Raw genomic sequence first — 15,839 nt, forward strand, 5'->3', positions numbered from 1 at the left:
ACCGAACATGGAGAGCACCGCCGCCCTTGCGCTGCCCGACCTGTGGGACCGTCTCGTCGGCACCCAGACCGACCCCGACCTGTGGGTGGTGATCGCCACCGCGGTCGCCGCGCTCGCCGCGGTGGTCCCGCACACGCTGTGGCGGATATCCCGCAACGCCATCACCATCGCCCACGAGGGCGGGCACGGCCTGGTCGCCCTGCTCACCGGGCGGCAGCTCACCGGCATCCGGCTGCACTCCGACACCAGCGGGCTGACGGTCAGCCGCGGCAAGCCGTACGGGCTCGGCATGATCCTCACGGCGGCGGCCGGCTACACCGCTCCCCCGCTGCTCGGCCTGGGCGGCGCGGCGCTGCTCGGCGCCGGCCGCATCACCCTGCTGCTGTGGCTGGCCACGGCCCTGCTGGCGGCGATGCTGGTGATGATCCGCAACGCGTACGGGGCGCTCACGGTGGTGCTCACCGGCGGGACGTTCCTGCTGGTGTCCTGGCTGGCGGGTCCCCAGGTGCAGGCGGCGTTCGCGTACGCGGTGGTGTGGTTCCTGCTGCTGGGCGGGGTGCGCCCGGCCTTCGAGCTCCAGCTCAAGCGGACCCGCGGCGGGGCGGGCGACTCGGACGCGGACCAGCTCTCCCGTCTGACCCATGTACCGGCGGGCCTGTGGCTGTTCCTCTTCCACGCGGTGAGCCTGTGCTCGCTGATGGGCGGCGGGCGGTGGCTGCTGCGGCTGTGAGGCGCGGGAACGCCCCTGACGGCCTCACGCGCCGCAGCCCGGAGGTCCCCCGCCGACTACAGTGAACGCATGCCCGTGAACCCCGCCCACACCGCCCTCTGGCCCGCCCCGACCGCGAGCGGGGCCGTCGACGCGACGGTCCATGTGCCGGGGTCGAAGTCGGTCACCAACCGTGCCCTCGTCCTCGCCGCCCTCGCCTCCGAGCCCGGCTGGCTGCGCCGCCCGCTGCGCTCCCGCGACACCCTGCTGATGGCGGAGGCCCTGCGCGCGATGGGCATCGGCATCGAGGAGGGCGTCGGTCCCGACGGCACCGGCGAGGCGTGGCGCGTCCTGCCGGCGGGGCTGCGCGGCCCGGCCACGGTCGACGTCGGCAACGCGGGCACGGTCATGCGGTTCCTGCCGCCGGTCGCCGCGCTGGCCGACGGCCCGGTCCGGTTCGACGGCGACCCGCGCTCCTACGAGCGTCCCCTGCACGGCGTCATCGACGCGCTGCGGGTCCTGGGCGCCCGGATCGACGACGACGGCCGGGGCGCCCTGCCCCTGACCGTGCACGGCGGGGGCGCGCTGGACGGCGGCCCGGTGGAGATCGACGCCTCGTCGTCGTCGCAGTTCGTGTCGGCGCTGCTGCTGTCCGGACCGCGCTTCAACCAGGGCGTCGAGGTCCGGCACACGGGCGCCACCCTGCCGTCGGTGCCGCACATCCGGATGACCGTGGACATGCTGCGCGCGGTCGGCGCCCAGGTGGACACCCCGGAGGCGGGCGGCGAGCCGAACGTCTGGCGGGTCACCCCGGGCGCCCTGCTCGGCCGGGACCTGACGATCGAGCCGGACCTGTCCAACGCGCAGCCGTTCCTGGCGGCCGCGCTGGTGACCGGCGGCCGGGTGACGATCCCGGACTGGCCGGCCCGCACCACCCAGCCGGGCGACCGGCTGCGCGAGATCTTCACCGAGATGGGCGGTTCCTGCGAGCTGACCGACCAGGGCCTGGTCCTCACCGGCTCGGGCTCGGTCCACGGCGTCGACGTCGACCTCGGCGACGTCGGCGAGCTGACCCCGGGCATCGCGGCCGTCGCCGCCCTCGCGGACTCGCCGTCCACCCTGCGGGGCGTGGCGCATCTGCGGCTGCACGAGACGGACCGGCTGGCGGCGCTCACCAAGGAGATCAACGAACTGGGCGGTGACGTGACGGAGACGGCCGACGGCCTGCACATCCGCCCGCGCCGGCTGCACGGCGGCATCTTCCACACCTACGACGACCACCGCATGGCGACGGCCGGCGCGATCATCGGCCTGGCCGTGGACGGCGTACAGATCGAGAACGTGGCGACGACGGCGAAGACGCTGCCCGACTTCCCCGACCTGTGGACCGGGATGCTCGGGATCTAGGGACGTTCGCCATGCGCCGCTACGGCAAGCACACCGACGAGGACGACATCCGCAGCCGCCCCAACCGCAAGGGCAACCGGCCGCGCACCCATATCCGCCCCAAGCACGAGGACGCCGCCGAGGGCATGGTCCTCACCGTCGACCGGGGCCGGCTGACCTGTCTGGTCGACGACCGGATCGTGATGGCGATGAAGGCCCGTGAGCTGGGCCGCAAGGCGGCGATCGTCGGCGACCGGGTGGCCATCGTGGGCGATCTGTCCGGCAAGAAGGACAGCCTCGCCCGGATCGTCCGTATCGAGGAGCGCACCTCGGTGCTGCGCCGCACCGCGGACGACGACGACCCCTACGAGCGGGTGGTCGTCGCCAACGCCGATCAGCTCGCCGTCGTCACCGCCCTCGCCGACCCCGAACCGCGGCCGCGGCTGATCGACCGCTGTCTGGTCGCGGCGTTCGACGGCGGTCTGACCCCGCTTCTGGTCATGACCAAGTCGGACCTGGCCTCGGCGGACAAACTGCTGGAGCTGTACGGCCACCTCGACATCCCGTACGTCGTCACCAGCCGCGAGGAGCTGGAGAACGGCGACGCGGCGGACCGGGTGCGCGAGCATCTGACCGGCCGGATCACGGCGTTCGTCGGCCACTCGGGGGTGGGCAAGACGACGCTGGTCAACGCGCTGGTCCCCGAGGAGCGGCGCCGGCTGACGGGTCATGTCAACGCGGTGACGGGCCGGGGCCGGCACACCACGACCTCCGCGCTCGCCCTGCCGCTGGCCGGCACGGACGACTGGGTGATCGACACCCCGGGCGTACGGTCGTTCGGCCTCGCGCACATCGATCCGGCCCGGGTGATCCACGCCTTCCCCGACCTGGAGCCGGGGACCGAGGGCTGTCCGCGCGCGTGCAGCCACGACGAGCCGGACTGCGCGCTGGACGCCTGGGTGGCCGAAGGGCACGCGGACCCGGCGCGGCTGTACTCGCTGCGCCGGCTGCTGGCCACGCGGGAACGCCGGGACGGGGACTGACTCCGGATCAGGGGCGGACGCTCAGGATCAGGGGCAGACGAAAGTGCGGGCGTCCGCGTTGTTTGTGGGTGGGTGCGGCCGGTAAGTGCATAATCGCACCGAGCCGCATACACGGGAGGACAGCACATGGCGTGGCTGCTGGTCATCGTCGCGGGACTGCTCGAGACCGGCTTCGCCGTCTGCCTGAAGCTGTCGCACGGCTTCACGCGGCTCTGGCCGACGATCGCCTTCTGTGTCTTCGCGCTCGGCAGCTTCGGTCTGCTGACGCTCTCCCTGAAGAAGCTCGACGTCGGCCCCGCGTACGCGGTGTGGACCGGCATCGGCGCGGCGGGCACCGCGATCTACGGCATGATCTTCCTGGGCGACCTGGTCTCCGTCCTGAAGATCGTCTCGATCAGCCTGGTGATCATGGGAGTGATCGGCCTCCAGCTCTCGGGCTCGGCCCACTAGGGCCTGTTGTGAAAGTCCCGTCGTCCGCCCGGAGGGCGGGCCCGGCGGCGTCCGGTGCGTGCTCTCGGCGTGCCGGGTGCAGGCCCTCGTACTGGGCGTACTCGGGTCTGTGCCCGGTGCGGCGAGAGTGCGTGCCGGGCGTCGCCGGGCAGGCGGGACTTTCACAACAGGCTCTAGGCGCCCGCTGCTTCAGCCCTGCCGTTGCAGGGCGCCTCTGACCAGTTCCGCCACACCCTCGTCCGCGCCGGGCGGCGGCGCGGCGACGCAGGAGAGGGCGAGGCGGACGGCGAGTTCGCAGGAGCGGGACAGCTCGGCCATGTCCGCGCGGGCCGCTCCGGGACCGCCCAGCGCGGCCACGGCCCGGTCGCGGACGGCCGCCATGAGGTCGCCGGGCGAGGGCAGCGGGCCGTCCGCCCGCCGCTGCGCCGGGACGGCGGAGGACGACGGCACCGCGGACAGCGTCGGGGACGGCAGGCGCTCGCTCCAGCAGCCGGTGAGCACGGCCCGGACCAGCGCGTTGTCACGGGCCGCGCAGACGGTCCAGCGGGCGGTGGCGGTCAGCCGTTCGCGGACGTCGCCGGGTGCGGCGAGCGCGCGCTCGGCGCCCGCGAGATAGCCGTCCGCCTCCCGCCGTACCAGCGCGCGGGCCAGGCCCTCCTTGCTGCCGAACTCGTTGTAGAGGGTCTGCCGGGACACCCCGGCCGTCGCGGCGACGTCCACCATCCGCACCGCCGACCAGGGCCGCCGGGCAAGCGCCGCGAAGGCGGCGTCCAGTAGGGATTCCCGCGCTGCAGGCATCATCGCCTCCCTGGGGCGAGCGGCTTGGTGTCAGGTTTGACGCGGACGGGGGCACTGTCAAGGGTGCGCGGCGGCCGTCGGCCACGCCCGCCGTCCGCACCGCGGTCCCCTGTGGCCCCGTCCGTCCGCCGCCGGATACGGTTCGTCCCATGCCGGACTACCTCGACGATCTCCGTCTCGCGCACGTCCTCGCGGACGCCGCCGACGCCGCGACCATGGACCGTTTCAAGGCGCTCGACCTCAAGGTCGAGACCAAACCGGACATGACACCGGTGAGCGAGGCCGACAGGGCCGCCGAGGAACTGATCCGCGGCCAGCTCCAGCGCGCCCGCCCCCGGGACGCGATCCTGGGCGAGGAGTACGGCCTGGAGGGCACGGGTCCGCGCCGCTGGGTGATCGACCCGATCGACGGCACCAAGAACTATGTGCGAGGCGTCCCCGTCTGGGCGACCCTGATCTCCCTGATGGAGGCCGGCGAGGGCGGCTACCAGCCGGTCGTCGGTGTGGTCTCGGCCCCGGCCCTGGGCCGCCGCTGGTGGGCGGCGAAGGGTCACGGCGCCTACACCGGGCGCAGTCTGTCCGCCGCGACCCGGCTGCACGTCTCCCGCGTCTCCAAGCTGTCCGACGCCTCGTTCGCGTACTCCTCGCTGACCGGCTGGGAGGAGCGCGGCCGGCTGCCCGCCTTCCTCGACCTGACCCGCGAGGTGTGGCGCACGCGCGCGTACGGCGACTTCTGGCCGTACATGCTGGTCGCCGAGGGCGCGATCGACCTGTGCGCCGAGCCGGAGCTGTCGCTGTGGGACATGGCGGCCAACGCGATCGTCGTGACGGAGGCCGGCGGCACCTTCACCGGCCTCGACGGCCGCCCCGGTCCGCACAGCGGGGACGCGGCCGCGTCGAACGGACTGCTCCACGGCGAGTTGCTGGGGTACCTCGACGGGCGTGACTGATCCCGACAGATGAGCGCGTGCGCCCTCAATTGGCCGCGCGCGCCCTCTTGTTGACCCTCGCTTTACCTGGGACGCTGACAGCACCGCCACTTGTGAACTTGTGAATCCATGAACTAGTCCCTCCGGACCGGCCCTCATGGATCCCCTAGGAGGTGCTCCAGCCCATGCTCGTCCGCGACGCCATGAGCACAGTGGTCCTCACCATCGGCCCCACCCACACCCTCCGTCAGGCCGCAGCCCTGATGGCCGCACGCCGGGTCGGCGCCGCCGTCGTCCTCGACCCGGACGCCGGCGGCATCGGCATCCTCACCGAGCGGGACATCCTCAACTCCGTCGGCCTGGGCGAGAACCCGGACTCCGAACGGACCCACGCCCACACCACCAATGACGTGGTCTTCGCCGCCCCGACCTGGACCCTGGAGGAAGCGGCCCACGCGATGGCGCACGGCGGCTTCCGGCATCTGATCGTCCTCGACCGGGGCGAACCGGCCGGGATCGTCTCGGTCCGCGACATCATCCGCTGCTGGGCACCAGCCCGGCAGCACGTCCCAGCCTGACGGCCGTCGGGTGTGACCTTGGCCCGAGCCGGGCGCGATCCTACAATGGACAGCGTCCAAGTCGAGCACGGCTCCAAAGTCACACCCGATCGGGATCTGTTCCCCCTGCTGTTAGGCTGGTGCGCATGAGTGACCTTCTGGAACGCCTGCGCGGACGCGGCTGGCGGATGACCGCGCAGCGACGCGTCGTGGCCGAGGTCCTCGACGGCGAGCACGTCCATCTGACGGCCGACGAGGTGCATTCCAGGGCGGTCGCCAAGCTGCCCGAGATCTCCCGGGCGACGGTCTACAACACGCTCGGTGAGCTGGTCTCGCTGGGCGAGGTGCTCGAAGTGGCCACCGACCGGCGCGCCAAGCGGTACGACCCCAACGCGCACCGCCCGCACCACCATCTGGTGTGCGCCCAGTGCGGCGCGATCCGTGACGTCCATCCGACCGGCGACCCGCTGGCGGACCTCCCGGCCTCGGAGCGCTTCGGCTTCTCCGTCTCCGGCGTCGAGGTGACGTACCGGGGCACGTGCCCGAACTGCGCGGCCGCGTAGTTCTTCTTCGTTTTTTCTTCGTTTTTCATCGGAAGACAAACACCGAGGGCCGGAATCCTTGTCGGATTCCGGCCCTCGGCCTTCAGTAGCGGGGACAGGATTTGAACCTGCGACCTCTGGGTTATGAGCCCAGCGAGCTACCGAGCTGCTCCACCCCGCGTCGTTGAATGCAACGTTACGTGAGGGAGCAGCGCAGAAGCAAATCGCTTTCCGGTACCCCTCCCGCGTCACCCGGTTTCACGCCGACAGCTCTTCCCGCAGCGCGTCCCGCAGCCGCTCCGCCCGCTCGGAGACCTCGGCGGGTCCCAGGGACACCGCCCGGTCCGCCCACCGCTGCCCCTCGGCCAGCTCACCGCGGCGTGCGCAGACGAGGGCGAGCCGCAGCGCCGCCCGCCCGTGCCCGTCGTCGGCGGCCCGGGTCCACCACACGACCGCCTCGGGCTCGCTGCCCTCCCTGGCGAGGAGCAGCCCCAGGTTGAAGGCGCCGTTGCGCGAGCCGGCCTCGGCGGCCGTGCGGTACCAGCGCGCCGCCTCGACGACGTCGCCCCGGGCCGCGGCCAGCATGCCGACCCGGACCTGGGCGCGCCGGTGGCCCTGGGTGGCGGCCCGCTCGTACCACTCCTCGCACTCGGTCTTCTCGTGCACGATCTCGCCCAGCTCGTGCGCGGGCTGCGGCGGGCGGCGCGCGTCGAGCACGGCCGCGAGCCGGTACGCCGCCTCCGCGCTGCCGCCGCCCGCCGCGCACCGCAGATGCCGTTCGGCCTCGCGCTCGTCGCCGTCCCGCAGCAGGGCGATGCCGACCTGGAGCGCCGCCTCGGTGTGTCCGGCCGCGGCCGCCCGCTCGTACCAGGGCAGCGCCACGGCCTCCTCGCCCCGCCCGGCGAACAGGATCCCCAGGTTGAACGCGGCGTCGACGCTGCCCGCCTCCGCCGCCTTGGAGAACCACGGCTCGGCGCCGGCGGTGTCCCCGACCTGGAGCAGCAGGACGGCGAGCGCGTTGGCGGCCTCCCGGTGTCCGGCGTAGGCCGCGCGCCGGTACCACTGCTCGGCCTGCGCGGTGCGGCCCTGTTCGGCGCAGAGCAGCCCGAGGTTGTAGGCGCCGTTGTCGTCACCGGCGTCCATCGCGGCCCGGTACCAGCGCTCGGCGGTCTGGGTCTGGCCGCGCTCGGCGTGCAGGGCGCCCAGCGCGTTGGCCGCGTTGCCGTCGCCGTCCTGGGCGGCCCGCAGCCACCAGATGGCGGCGTTCTCGGTGTCGCCGGCGTCGCGCAGCAGGAAGCCGAGGGCGCAGGCGGCCCGCGGCTCGCCGTCCTTGGCCGAGGTCAGATACCAGCGGCCGGCCTCCTTGAGGTCGCCGCGCCGCTCCAGGATCGCGCCGAGGTGCAGCGCGGCGCGCCGGTGCCCGCGCGCGGCGGCCTGCCGGTACCACTGCTCGGCCTCCGCCTGCCGGGAGACACCGTTGTCGGACACGGCTCCGAGCAGCGCGGCGCCCGGGGGCTCCGGGCCGCCGTCCAGACCGTCCGGACCGTGGGGCGCGTCCTGGTGTTCGAGGGCCCGGGCCAGCCGGTACGCCGCCTCGCGGTGGCCGCGTTCGGCGGCGGCCCGCATCCACTGCTCGGCGCCCCGGTCGCCCCGGTGCTCCAGCAGGTCGGCGAGGGCGTACGCGCCCAGCGCATGGCCCTGCTCGGCGGACTGGCGCAGCCAGTACTCGGCGGCGGGTTCGTCCCCGCGCTCACGGTGGTGGCGGCCGAGGGCGTGCGCGGCCGCGGCGGAGCCGGCGACGGCGGCGACCCGCCACCAGCCCGCGGCCTCCTCGGGGTAGCCGCGCTGGTGCAGCAGGACGCCCAGGTTGTTGGCGGCGGCACGGTCACCGGCCGCGGCACCGGCGCGCAGATGGGGTTCGGCTCCGTCGAGGTCTCCGCGGCGCAGCAGCATGGCGCCGAGGACGCTGGTCGCCTCGGCGTCGCCGGACCCGGCCGCGAGCCGCAGCCGCATCTCCTCGACGGCCTCCCCCGTGTCGAGCGACTCGACGGACACGGCCGTCCCGGCCATGTCGACGGACCCCACCGTCTCGACGGATTCCACCGACTTGTCCCGGCCCTGGTCCGGGGCCGGGATCGCTTCCCGATCGGAAGGCTGCACAAACCGCCCTGTCTCGAACAGAGTTGCCTTGTCCCCCATAACGTCCATCGTCGCACCACCTGCAACCCGGGTACACCTGGTATACCGCAGCCCGTGAGGTCACTTCAGCGTTTTGTCGACATGCCCACAGAGAGACAAGTCAAACACACCTCCCCCAACTCCCCACAGCGGCGCGGCGGTCCCGGGAGGCGGCACATGCGTTCGCCCCCACACACCACGAAGGCCCGGATCCATGTTCTGGATCCGGGCCTTCGTCTTCAGTAGCGGGGACAGGATTTGAACCTGCGACCTCTGGGTTATGAGCCCAGCGAGCTACCGAGCTGCTCCACCCCGCGTCGTGTGAAACAACCGTACCACGACGCGGGGCGGGCTTGATCACCCGTCGGCGGCCGCCTTGGTGGGACTCGGACTGGCCGTCGGACCTGCGGACTTGCTCGGACTCGCGCTCGGAGACGCGGCCGGGCCCGGGCTGCTCGTGGCCTTGTCGCCGTTCTTCCCGGCGGCCGCCTGGGCGTCCTCGGCCCGCTTGAGCGCGGCCTCCAGGTCGTCCTGCGCCTTGCCGTACGCCTCCCAGTCACCCTTCTTCAGGGCTTCCTGGCCGGCGGTGAACGCCTTCTGCGCGTCGTCCAGCGCCTCCTGGACCGTCGGGTTCTCGGTGGCCGGCGGCGGTGGCGTGGTGGTCCCGCCGTCGTCCTCGGGCGGCGTCGGGGTCGTGGCCGTCGCACCGAAGACCTTGTCGAGCGCCTGGTCCAGGGTGTCCTCGAAGGCGGTGTTGCCTCCGTACGTCACCAGCACCTTGCGCAGCAGCGGGTACTGGAGTCCGCCACCGCGGACGTAGACCGGCTCCACGTAGAGCAGTCCGCCGTCGAGCGGCACCGTCAGCAGGTTGCCGTACTCGACCTCCGAGTCGCCGCCTCTCAGCAGCCTGATCGACTCGGCGATCGCCTGTTCGGAGTTGAACTGGCTCTGGACCTGCTTGGGTCCGTCGACCGTCGTGCTCGTCGGCAGTTTCAGCACTCTGATCTTGCCGTAGTCGGGAGTGCCCGCCTCGGAGTCGACCGCCATGAACGCGCTGAGGTTGTCCCGGCCGTTGGGCGTGAAGGTCGTCGTCAGCGAGAACGCCTGCGCCTTCTGGTCGGGCATCTTCATGCTCAGGTAGTACGGCGGCACCGCGTCGCCCGACTTGTTGGTCGGGTCGTCCGGCACCTGCCACACCTCGCTGCCGCTGAGGAACGTCGTGGCGTCCTTCACGTGATAGCGGGTGAGGAGTTCACGCTGGACCTTGAACAGGTCCTGCGGGTACCGGAGATGGGCCATCAGCGCGTCCGAGATGGTGCTCTTGGCCTTCACCGTGCCCGGGAACGCCTTCATCCAGGTCTTCAGGACCGGGTCCTCGGTGTCCCACTGGTAGAGCTTGACCTGACCCGTGTACGCGTCGACGGTCGCCTTCACCGAGTTGCGGATGTAGTTGACCTGGTTCTGCTGGGCCACCACCGCGCGGTTGTCGTTGGTCGCCGTCAGCGAGTCGGCCGTGGTGTCACCGAGCGTCGTACGGGACGCGTACGGATAGCCGTTCGTCGTCGTGTACGCGTCGACGATCCACTGGATCTTGCCGTCGACCACGGCCGGGTAGGCGTCGCCGTCGATGGTCAGCCACGGGGCGACCGCCTCGACGCGCTCCTTCGGCGTGCGGTTGTAGAGGATCCGCGAACCGTCGCCGATGGCACCGGAGTAGAGGATCTGCGGCTCGCCGAACGACACCGCGTACGCGGCACGGTTGAGCGGGTTGGAGAGGTTGACGCCGCTCTTGCCGGTGTAGCTGGTGGTCTTCTCGCCGTCGTCGTCGGAGTAGTCGATCTCCTTCTGGGGACCGCCGACGATCGAGTACGACGTGGTCTTCTCGCCGTAGTAGATCCGCTGCTCGTAGTCCCCGAGGACACCCTGGGACGGCAGGTCGGACTCGGTGAAGGCCGGCCGGCCCTCGGAGTCGGCGGTGGTGCCCTTGGCGGCGACCACGCCGTAGCCGTGGGTGTAGCGGAAGTGGTTGTTGATCCAGTTCTGCTTGTCGACCCCGGCGAGGTTCAGCTCGCGCAGACCGATGACCGTGTCCTGGTCGGCGCCGTCCACGGTGTAGCGGTCGACGTCCAGGTTGGTCGGGAAGGCGTAGTACTTCCGCATCTGCTGGAGCTGCTGGAACGTCGGCGAGACGATGTTCGGGTCGAGGACCCGGATGCTGGCGGTGGCGTCGACGTCGTCACGCAGCTTCGTCTTGTCCTCGGTTGAGCTGGTGCCCGAGTACTCGGTCACCTGGGTGCCGGAGATGCCGTACGCCTCGCGGGTCGCCTTGAGGTTCTTCTCGACGTACGGGGCTTCCTTGGCCTGCTCGTTCGGCTGGACCTGGAACTTCTGGACGATCGCCGGGTACAGGCCGCCGATGAGGATGGCCGACAGGACCATCAGACCGAAGCCGATCACCGGGAGCTGCCAGGTGCGCCGCCACAGGGTGGCGAAGAACAGCAGGGCGCAGATGACGGCGATGCAGAACAGGATCGTCTTGGCCGGCAGATACGCGTTGGCGTCGACGTACCGCAGGCCGGTCCAGTTGTCCGTGGCCTTGAAGTCGCTGGACTTCACCGCGAGGCCGTAGCGGTCGAGCCAGTAGGCGACCGCCTTCAGCGCGACGAAGATGCCGAGCAGCACCGACAGATGCCCGGTGGCGGCGGCCGTGGCGCGCGCGCCGGGGCTGGTGACGCGCAGCCCGCCGTACAGGTAGTGGGTGAGCGCGGCAGCGATCAGGGAGAGGATCGTGGCGGCGAAGCCGAAGCCGAGCAGGAACCGGTACCAGGGCAGGTCGAACGCGAAGAACGACACGTCGAGGTGGAACTGGGGGTCCTTCTGGCCGAAGGACACGCCGTTGACCCACATCAGCCAAGTCCGCCACTGGCCGGCCGCCGAGGCTCCGGCGATCAGGCCCACAAGGGCCGTGATGCCGAACAGCAGCCACCGCTTGTAGGGCGCGATGCCCATGCGGTAGCGGTCCAGGCTCTGCTGCTCGACGGACATCGCGCTCAGCGGCGGCCGCAGCCGGTGGGCCAGCCAGATGTTGAAGCCGACCGCGAGGGCCATCAGCAGACCGAAGACGGAGAACAGCCCGATCTTGGTCCACAGGGTGGTGGTGAACACCGACGAGTAGTTGACCGAGCGGTACCAGAGCCAGTCCGTCCAGAACCCGGCGAACATGGTGAACGCCATGCCGAGCACGGCAAGGACGCCCAGTGTCGTCAGCAGGGTCCTGACCCGCCGGGACGGGCGGCCCACTCTGATCCGCGGCCCTGTCGGGCCTCCGCCGCGGTCCGGCATCTGGAAAGCCAAGGTGCGCACCTCGAAAGTCGCTGTTGATCCGTCAGGCCCGCGTGTTCGTGGGCCGTGAGTGGCCCCCCGAGATCGCGGGCCCACACCTATGCAACTTACTCACCCTTTACTCGGTTCCCGATTCCGGCCAGGAACGAGAGAGGATTGTGACCATGTCCAACACTCCCATGGCGGCGAGCCCGCTCACCCGGGCCGTACTCGAGATCGACGAGTACGCCTCCGGCCTCGGCTGGGACCAGCCCGCACGCCTCTTCGCCCTCGTCGACACCGCACGGCTGCGGGCTCAGGAACCCTCGCTCGCGGCCCAGCTCGGCCTCGACGACGCCCCCGAGACGACCGGTCTCACTCCGATCGAGCAGGACGAAGTGCCAACGGACAAGCCGCTCGACGAGTTCCTGGCGACGATCGCCTGGCCCGACGCGGTGGCCGGCTGCGCACTGACCGTGGAGCGGCTGATGCTGCCGCCGTCCGCCGAGTCCCAGGTCCCGCAGGGCCTGAGCGAGGCGAAGCTGGCGCGCTGGGTGGCCGACCACCCGGACCGCCAGGAGGTCCGGATGACGGTCGCGGTGCTGCGCGACGGCACCCGTGACTCGGCGCTGCGGCTGCGCGAGAAGGACGCGCCGACGGAGGTCCTCACCGGCGCGAGCCTGGTCCCGGGCCTGGCTCAGGCCCTGTCGGCGACCTTCGAGGAGTAGCCGGCCGCCCGGCTACCCGACTACTTCGTGCACTTCGGCAGGTCGGCGGTGTCGCCGCTGCGGATGTCCTTCAGCGCGGCGAGGGCGTCGTCCATGGTGTCGACCTTGACGAGCCTGAGCCCCGCCGGGGTGTCCTTGGCGGCGGCCGCGCAGTTGTCCGCCGGCGTCAGGAAGTACTGGGCGCCCTGACCGCGGGCGCCCACGGTCTTCATCTCGATGCCGCCGATCGGCCCGACCTTGCCGTCGTCGTCGATGGTCCCCGTGCCGGCGACGAACTTTCCGCCGGTGAGGTCGCCCGGGGTGAGCTTGTCGTAGATGCCGAGGGCGAACATCAGTCCGGCGCTGGGGCCGCCGACGTCCGCGAGCTTGATGTCGATGGTGAACGGGAACGTGTGATCGGTCCCGGCGGAGATCCCGACGATCGCCCGCTTCTCGCCGCTGTCGTCCGAGGCCGCGGTCCTGATGGTGACGTCCTGCGTCTTCGTCGCCGTCCTGCGCGCCTTCTCGGCGGCGGCCTGCTCCTTGGCCGGGACGATCGTGAAGACGACGTCCTGGCCGGGCTTGTGCTGGGTGACCAGTCCGGCGACGTCACCCGGTGCCTTCACCGCCTTGCCGTCGACCGCCTTGATCACGTCGCCCGCGTGCAGCCTGCCCTCGGCCGGCGAGCCCTTCACCACGGTCGAGACGATCACCCAGGACGCCACCGGGATGTCCAGCTCCTTCAGGGCGGCGACCTTGGCGCTCTCCTGCGACTGGCTGAACTCCTCGGCGTTCTCCTGGGTGGACTCCTCCTCGGTCTTGCCGTCGGGGTACAGCGTGTCGTGCGGCACGACCTTGTTGTCGTGCGCCAGCCAGCCGTAGACCGCCTCGACCAGGTTCATCCGGTAGTCCGCGCTGGTCACCCGCACGGTGGTCATGTTCAGATGGCCGTCGGCCGGGTACGTCTTGCGCCCGGCGATCTGGAGCACCGGCTCGCCGTCGTGCTCGCCCAGCGTGTTCACCGTCGGCCCCGGGGACATCTCCGAGTACGGCACGGGGATCAGCACCCCCGCGCACAGGAGCGCGATCAGCATGAGGGTGGAGGCGAGCATCGTCGCGGTGCGGCGTGGCATGACTCGACAGTACGGGACGCGTCTGTCAGCGCACCGTCAGGGCCACCACCCGGGTCAGATGCCCTCAGGTCCCCGAGTGGGACGTCTCTCTGGCGGTGCGCTCCACGACCGGGGTCCGCTCCATGACGGCGGACCTCTCCATCGCCGCGCGGAAGCGCGCGTACCCGTCCAGCTCGGGTCCGTCGCTGCGCGCTCTGCGGGTGCGGTTGGCCCAGCTCCCCCACAGACCGGCTCCGACAGCGGCCACCAGCGGAATCAGCAACCAGGCGAGTGCCGCCATGCCGACCTCCCAACCCCGTCCCGCGAACTGACTGATCAGCAGATTAACCATCCGCACTGACAACGCTCACGGCAGGGGGCGGGTTACGCAACCGGAATCGGACCAGGGGCGGGAACGGGCCCGCGCGGGCCCTCAGCAGGCCCCGACCCACTCCTCGGTCCCGTCGGAGAACCGCTGGTGCTTCCAGATCGGCACCTCGTGCTTGAGGTCGTCGATCAGCTTGCGGCACGCCTCGAACGCCTCGCCCCGGTGCGGGCACGACACGGCGACGACCACCGCGATATCACCGACCCGCAGATCACCGACGCGGTGCACCGCCGCGAGCGCCCGGACCGGGTACTCGGCGACGACCTTCTCCGCGACCCGCCGCATCTCGGCCTCGGCGCTCGGGTGGCAGGAGTAGCCGAGCGAGTCGACGTCGGCGCCCCCGTCGTGGTTGCGCACGGTCCCCACGAAGAGCGCCGTGCCGCCCGCCGCGTCGTCCCCGACGGCCCGGAAGACCTCGTCCAGGGAGAGCGGGGTGTCCCGTACGGCGATCAGCTTCAGGGGGTCCTGCGCGGCCTGCTCGCCGGGGTGGTCGTTGGTGGCTGCCATACCCCCATCGTGCCGCACCCCGCCGACGTCGCGGAACAGCGCCGTGGCCCGACCTCGCCCCCGTCCGCTCCCCTCGCCCGCCGCCGCTCAGCGCCGCCGTGCCTTGCGGGCCCGCCGCACCACGGCCGCCGCGCCCAGCAGGGCCACCGTCGCGCCCGCGGCGCCCGCCGCTGTGGCGTCCTTGCGCCCGAGCCGCCGGCCGGCCACCGTGTGCCGCCCGGCCACCTCCTCCAGCAGCTCGGCGAGCACCTCCTCGTTGGTCCACCGCGCGCGCCAGCCCGCGTCGTGCAGCCGGGACCCGCTCACCACCCAGGGGTACATGGTGTACGCGAGGTCGCCCGCCGGGGACGGCGTCAGGCCGATGCGGTGCAGCCGGGCCGCCGCGCCGAGCGCCACCGCGGACGGCAGCTCCATGCGCCGGATCCCGCTCAGCTCCTCGACCTCCTCCTGCTCCAGCCATCCGTCGCAGCCGACGGCCAGCTCGCCGTCGACCTTCTCCAGGACGGCGTACTCCAGAGCGCTGCACAGATCCTCGACGTGGCAGAACTGCCAGGCGGGCCGCGATCCGGCCACCACCAGCAGCCGGGGCGACTCGAAGTAGCGGGTCAGGGCCGTGTCGGTGCCGCCCACCAGGACGGCGGGCCGCACCACGGTGACGTTCAGTCCGGGATGCGCGCGCGGCGCACGGCGGGCCAGGCGTTCGATCTCCAGCAGGTCGCCGACGCCCGTCGCCTCGGCCGTCGCGCGCAGCTCCGCGTCCTCCGAGAGCGGCAGTTCGTTGTCCTCCAGCGCCCCGTAGACCATCGCGGAGGTGCACAGCACCACACGGTGCACCCCGGCCGCCGCGGCGGCGGTCAGCACGGTCTGGGTGCCGCGCACGTTGTAGGCCGTCCGGGCGGCGGCGTCACTCCCCAGGTCGAGATCGAGCGCGAGGTGGACCACCACGTCCGCGCCGCGCAGCTTGTCGGCGATCGCGGGGTCCCGGACGTCGAGGATGTGCCACTGTGCCGCGTCGCACTCACCACGCCGTTCGTCGATCGCGACGACCTGCTTGACCTCGTCCGACGCGGCGAGACGCGCCGTGAGCAGGGCGCCGACCCCGGTCGCGGCGCCGGTCACGGCGACGACGGGCCCGCGCGCACCCGCGGGGGCCGAGTGGTTTCGCGCTGCGCGAACCTGCGGATCTGGGGAACTCACCAGGTGTCTCCAGCG

Annotated in this window: 15 protein-coding genes and 2 tRNA genes; 8 read left to right on the forward strand and 9 right to left on the reverse strand. The window is 71.9% G+C overall.

Annotated features, from left to right (window positions below; all coding sequences use genetic code 11):
• The first annotated feature begins 7 nt into the window (after positions 1-7).
• The 4 genes from G6W55_RS31195 to G6W55_RS31210 all read left to right on the forward strand — a co-directional run bounded on the left by G6W55_RS31195 (position 8) and on the right by G6W55_RS31210 (position 3,588).
• A complete protein-coding gene (locus G6W55_RS31195) occupies positions 8-730 on the forward strand; it encodes a M50 family metallopeptidase (RefSeq protein WP_175524073.1) in 723 nt (240 codons plus the stop codon).
• Positions 731-799: 69 nt separating this feature from the next.
• The gene (gene aroA, locus G6W55_RS31200) at positions 800-2,116 is read left to right on the forward strand and encodes a 3-phosphoshikimate 1-carboxyvinyltransferase (RefSeq protein WP_175524074.1); all 1,317 of its coding nucleotides are present in this window, start codon (positions 800-802) and stop codon (positions 2,114-2,116) included.
• An 11-nt stretch (positions 2,117-2,127) separates the two neighbouring features.
• The gene (rsgA, locus tag G6W55_RS31205; RefSeq protein WP_175524075.1) at positions 2,128-3,138 is read left to right on the forward strand and encodes a ribosome small subunit-dependent GTPase A; all 1,011 of its coding nucleotides are present in this window, start codon (positions 2,128-2,130) and stop codon (positions 3,136-3,138) included.
• 126 nt (positions 3,139-3,264) lie between these two features.
• Positions 3,265-3,588 carry a multidrug efflux SMR transporter gene (locus G6W55_RS31210; protein WP_030784132.1) on the forward strand — a complete coding sequence of 108 codons (324 nt, stop codon included), beginning with the start codon at positions 3,265-3,267 and terminating at the stop codon, positions 3,586-3,588.
• Positions 3,589-3,777: 189 nt separating this feature from the next.
• Here G6W55_RS31210 and G6W55_RS31215 read toward each other — a convergent pair whose 3' ends face one another.
• Entirely contained in the window at positions 3,778-4,386 is a 609-nt protein-coding gene (locus tag G6W55_RS31215; RefSeq protein ID WP_375372488.1) for a TetR/AcrR family transcriptional regulator, read from the reverse strand.
• A gap of 149 nt (positions 4,387-4,535) precedes the next feature.
• Between G6W55_RS31215 and hisN the strand changes: the two genes are divergently transcribed.
• The 3 genes from hisN to G6W55_RS31230 all read left to right on the forward strand — a co-directional run bounded on the left by hisN (position 4,536) and on the right by G6W55_RS31230 (position 6,435).
• Positions 4,536-5,336, forward strand: coding sequence for a histidinol-phosphatase (gene hisN, locus G6W55_RS31220; protein WP_175524077.1), 801 nt, complete (start codon positions 4,536-4,538; stop codon positions 5,334-5,336).
• A 164-nt stretch (positions 5,337-5,500) separates the two neighbouring features.
• A complete protein-coding gene (locus tag G6W55_RS31225; RefSeq protein ID WP_175524078.1) occupies positions 5,501-5,893 on the forward strand; it encodes a cyclic nucleotide-binding/CBS domain-containing protein in 393 nt (130 codons plus the stop codon).
• Between the two features lie 125 nt (positions 5,894-6,018).
• A complete protein-coding gene (locus G6W55_RS31230) occupies positions 6,019-6,435 on the forward strand; it encodes a Fur family transcriptional regulator (protein ID WP_078634755.1) in 417 nt (138 codons plus the stop codon).
• 86 nt (positions 6,436-6,521) lie between these two features.
• Here G6W55_RS31230 and G6W55_RS31235 read toward each other — a convergent pair.
• The 4 genes from G6W55_RS31235 to G6W55_RS31250 all read right to left on the reverse strand — a co-directional run bounded on the left by G6W55_RS31235 (position 6,522) and on the right by G6W55_RS31250 (position 11,934).
• Positions 6,522-6,595, reverse strand: a tRNA-Met gene (locus G6W55_RS31235).
• A 77-nt stretch (positions 6,596-6,672) separates the two neighbouring features.
• Positions 6,673-8,622 carry a tetratricopeptide repeat protein gene (locus G6W55_RS31240; RefSeq protein ID WP_175524079.1) on the reverse strand — a complete coding sequence of 650 codons (1,950 nt, stop codon included), beginning with the start codon at positions 8,620-8,622 and terminating at the stop codon, positions 6,673-6,675.
• Positions 8,623-8,835: 213 nt separating this feature from the next.
• Positions 8,836-8,909 (reverse strand) — tRNA-Met (locus G6W55_RS31245).
• 40 nt (positions 8,910-8,949) lie between these two features.
• Entirely contained in the window at positions 8,950-11,934 is a 2,985-nt protein-coding gene (locus tag G6W55_RS31250) for a UPF0182 family protein (protein WP_217687618.1), read from the reverse strand.
• A gap of 164 nt (positions 11,935-12,098) precedes the next feature.
• Here G6W55_RS31250 and G6W55_RS31255 point away from each other — a divergent pair, with 164 nt between their 5' ends.
• Complete coding sequence (locus tag G6W55_RS31255; RefSeq protein WP_175524081.1) at positions 12,099-12,641, forward strand: PPA1309 family protein; 543 nt, start codon at positions 12,099-12,101, stop codon at positions 12,639-12,641.
• Positions 12,642-12,661: 20 nt separating this feature from the next.
• Here the strand turns inward: G6W55_RS31255 and G6W55_RS31260 are convergent, their stop codons facing one another.
• The 4 genes from G6W55_RS31260 to G6W55_RS31275 form a co-directional block, all read right to left on the reverse strand.
• On the reverse strand, positions 12,662-13,753 hold the full coding sequence (locus G6W55_RS31260) for a PDZ domain-containing protein (protein ID WP_175524082.1): 1,092 nt from the start codon (positions 13,751-13,753) through the stop codon (positions 12,662-12,664).
• A 64-nt stretch (positions 13,754-13,817) separates the two neighbouring features.
• Positions 13,818-14,033: a hypothetical protein gene (locus G6W55_RS31265; protein WP_175524083.1), complete on the reverse strand. Its 216-nt coding sequence runs from the start codon at positions 14,031-14,033 to the stop codon at positions 13,818-13,820.
• 132 nt (positions 14,034-14,165) lie between these two features.
• Positions 14,166-14,627, reverse strand: a complete 462-nt coding sequence (locus tag G6W55_RS31270) for a molybdenum cofactor biosynthesis protein MoaE (protein ID WP_175524084.1) — start codon at positions 14,625-14,627, stop codon at positions 14,166-14,168.
• Between the two features lie 87 nt (positions 14,628-14,714).
• On the reverse strand, positions 14,715-15,824 hold the full coding sequence (locus G6W55_RS31275) for an SDR family oxidoreductase (RefSeq protein WP_030784096.1): 1,110 nt from the start codon (positions 15,822-15,824) through the stop codon (positions 14,715-14,717).
• Between the last annotated feature and the right edge of the window lie 15 nt (positions 15,825-15,839).

Origin of the sequence: Streptomyces sp. CAI-85, assembly GCF_013363615.1 — a bacterium.
GTDB lineage: Bacteria > Actinomycetota > Actinomycetes > Streptomycetales > Streptomycetaceae > Streptomyces > Streptomyces antibioticus_B.

Coding starts and splice junctions, on each gene's coding strand:
- G6W55_RS31195 (WP_175524073.1), top strand. CDS start 8: ATGGAGAGCACCGCCGCCCTTGCGCTGCCCGACCTGTGGGACCGTCTC.
- aroA (WP_175524074.1), top strand. CDS start 800: ATGCCCGTGAACCCCGCCCACACCGCCCTCTGGCCCGCCCCGACCGCG.
- rsgA (WP_175524075.1), top strand. CDS start 2,128: ATGCGCCGCTACGGCAAGCACACCGACGAGGACGACATCCGCAGCCGC.
- G6W55_RS31210 (WP_030784132.1), top strand. CDS start 3,265: ATGGCGTGGCTGCTGGTCATCGTCGCGGGACTGCTCGAGACCGGCTTC.
- G6W55_RS31215 (WP_375372488.1), bottom strand. CDS start 4,386: ATGCCTGCAGCGCGGGAATCCCTACTGGACGCCGCCTTCGCGGCGCTT.
- hisN (WP_175524077.1), top strand. CDS start 4,536: ATGCCGGACTACCTCGACGATCTCCGTCTCGCGCACGTCCTCGCGGAC.
- G6W55_RS31225 (WP_175524078.1), top strand. CDS start 5,501: ATGCTCGTCCGCGACGCCATGAGCACAGTGGTCCTCACCATCGGCCCC.
- G6W55_RS31230 (WP_078634755.1), top strand. CDS start 6,019: ATGAGTGACCTTCTGGAACGCCTGCGCGGACGCGGCTGGCGGATGACC.
- G6W55_RS31240 (WP_175524079.1), bottom strand. CDS start 8,622: ATGGACGTTATGGGGGACAAGGCAACTCTGTTCGAGACAGGGCGGTTT.
- G6W55_RS31250 (WP_217687618.1), bottom strand. CDS start 11,934: ATGCCGGACCGCGGCGGAGGCCCGACAGGGCCGCGGATCAGAGTGGGC.
- G6W55_RS31255 (WP_175524081.1), top strand. CDS start 12,099: ATGTCCAACACTCCCATGGCGGCGAGCCCGCTCACCCGGGCCGTACTC.
- G6W55_RS31260 (WP_175524082.1), bottom strand. CDS start 13,753: ATGCCACGCCGCACCGCGACGATGCTCGCCTCCACCCTCATGCTGATC.
- G6W55_RS31265 (WP_175524083.1), bottom strand. CDS start 14,033: ATGGCGGCACTCGCCTGGTTGCTGATTCCGCTGGTGGCCGCTGTCGGA.
- G6W55_RS31270 (WP_175524084.1), bottom strand. CDS start 14,627: ATGGCAGCCACCAACGACCACCCCGGCGAGCAGGCCGCGCAGGACCCC.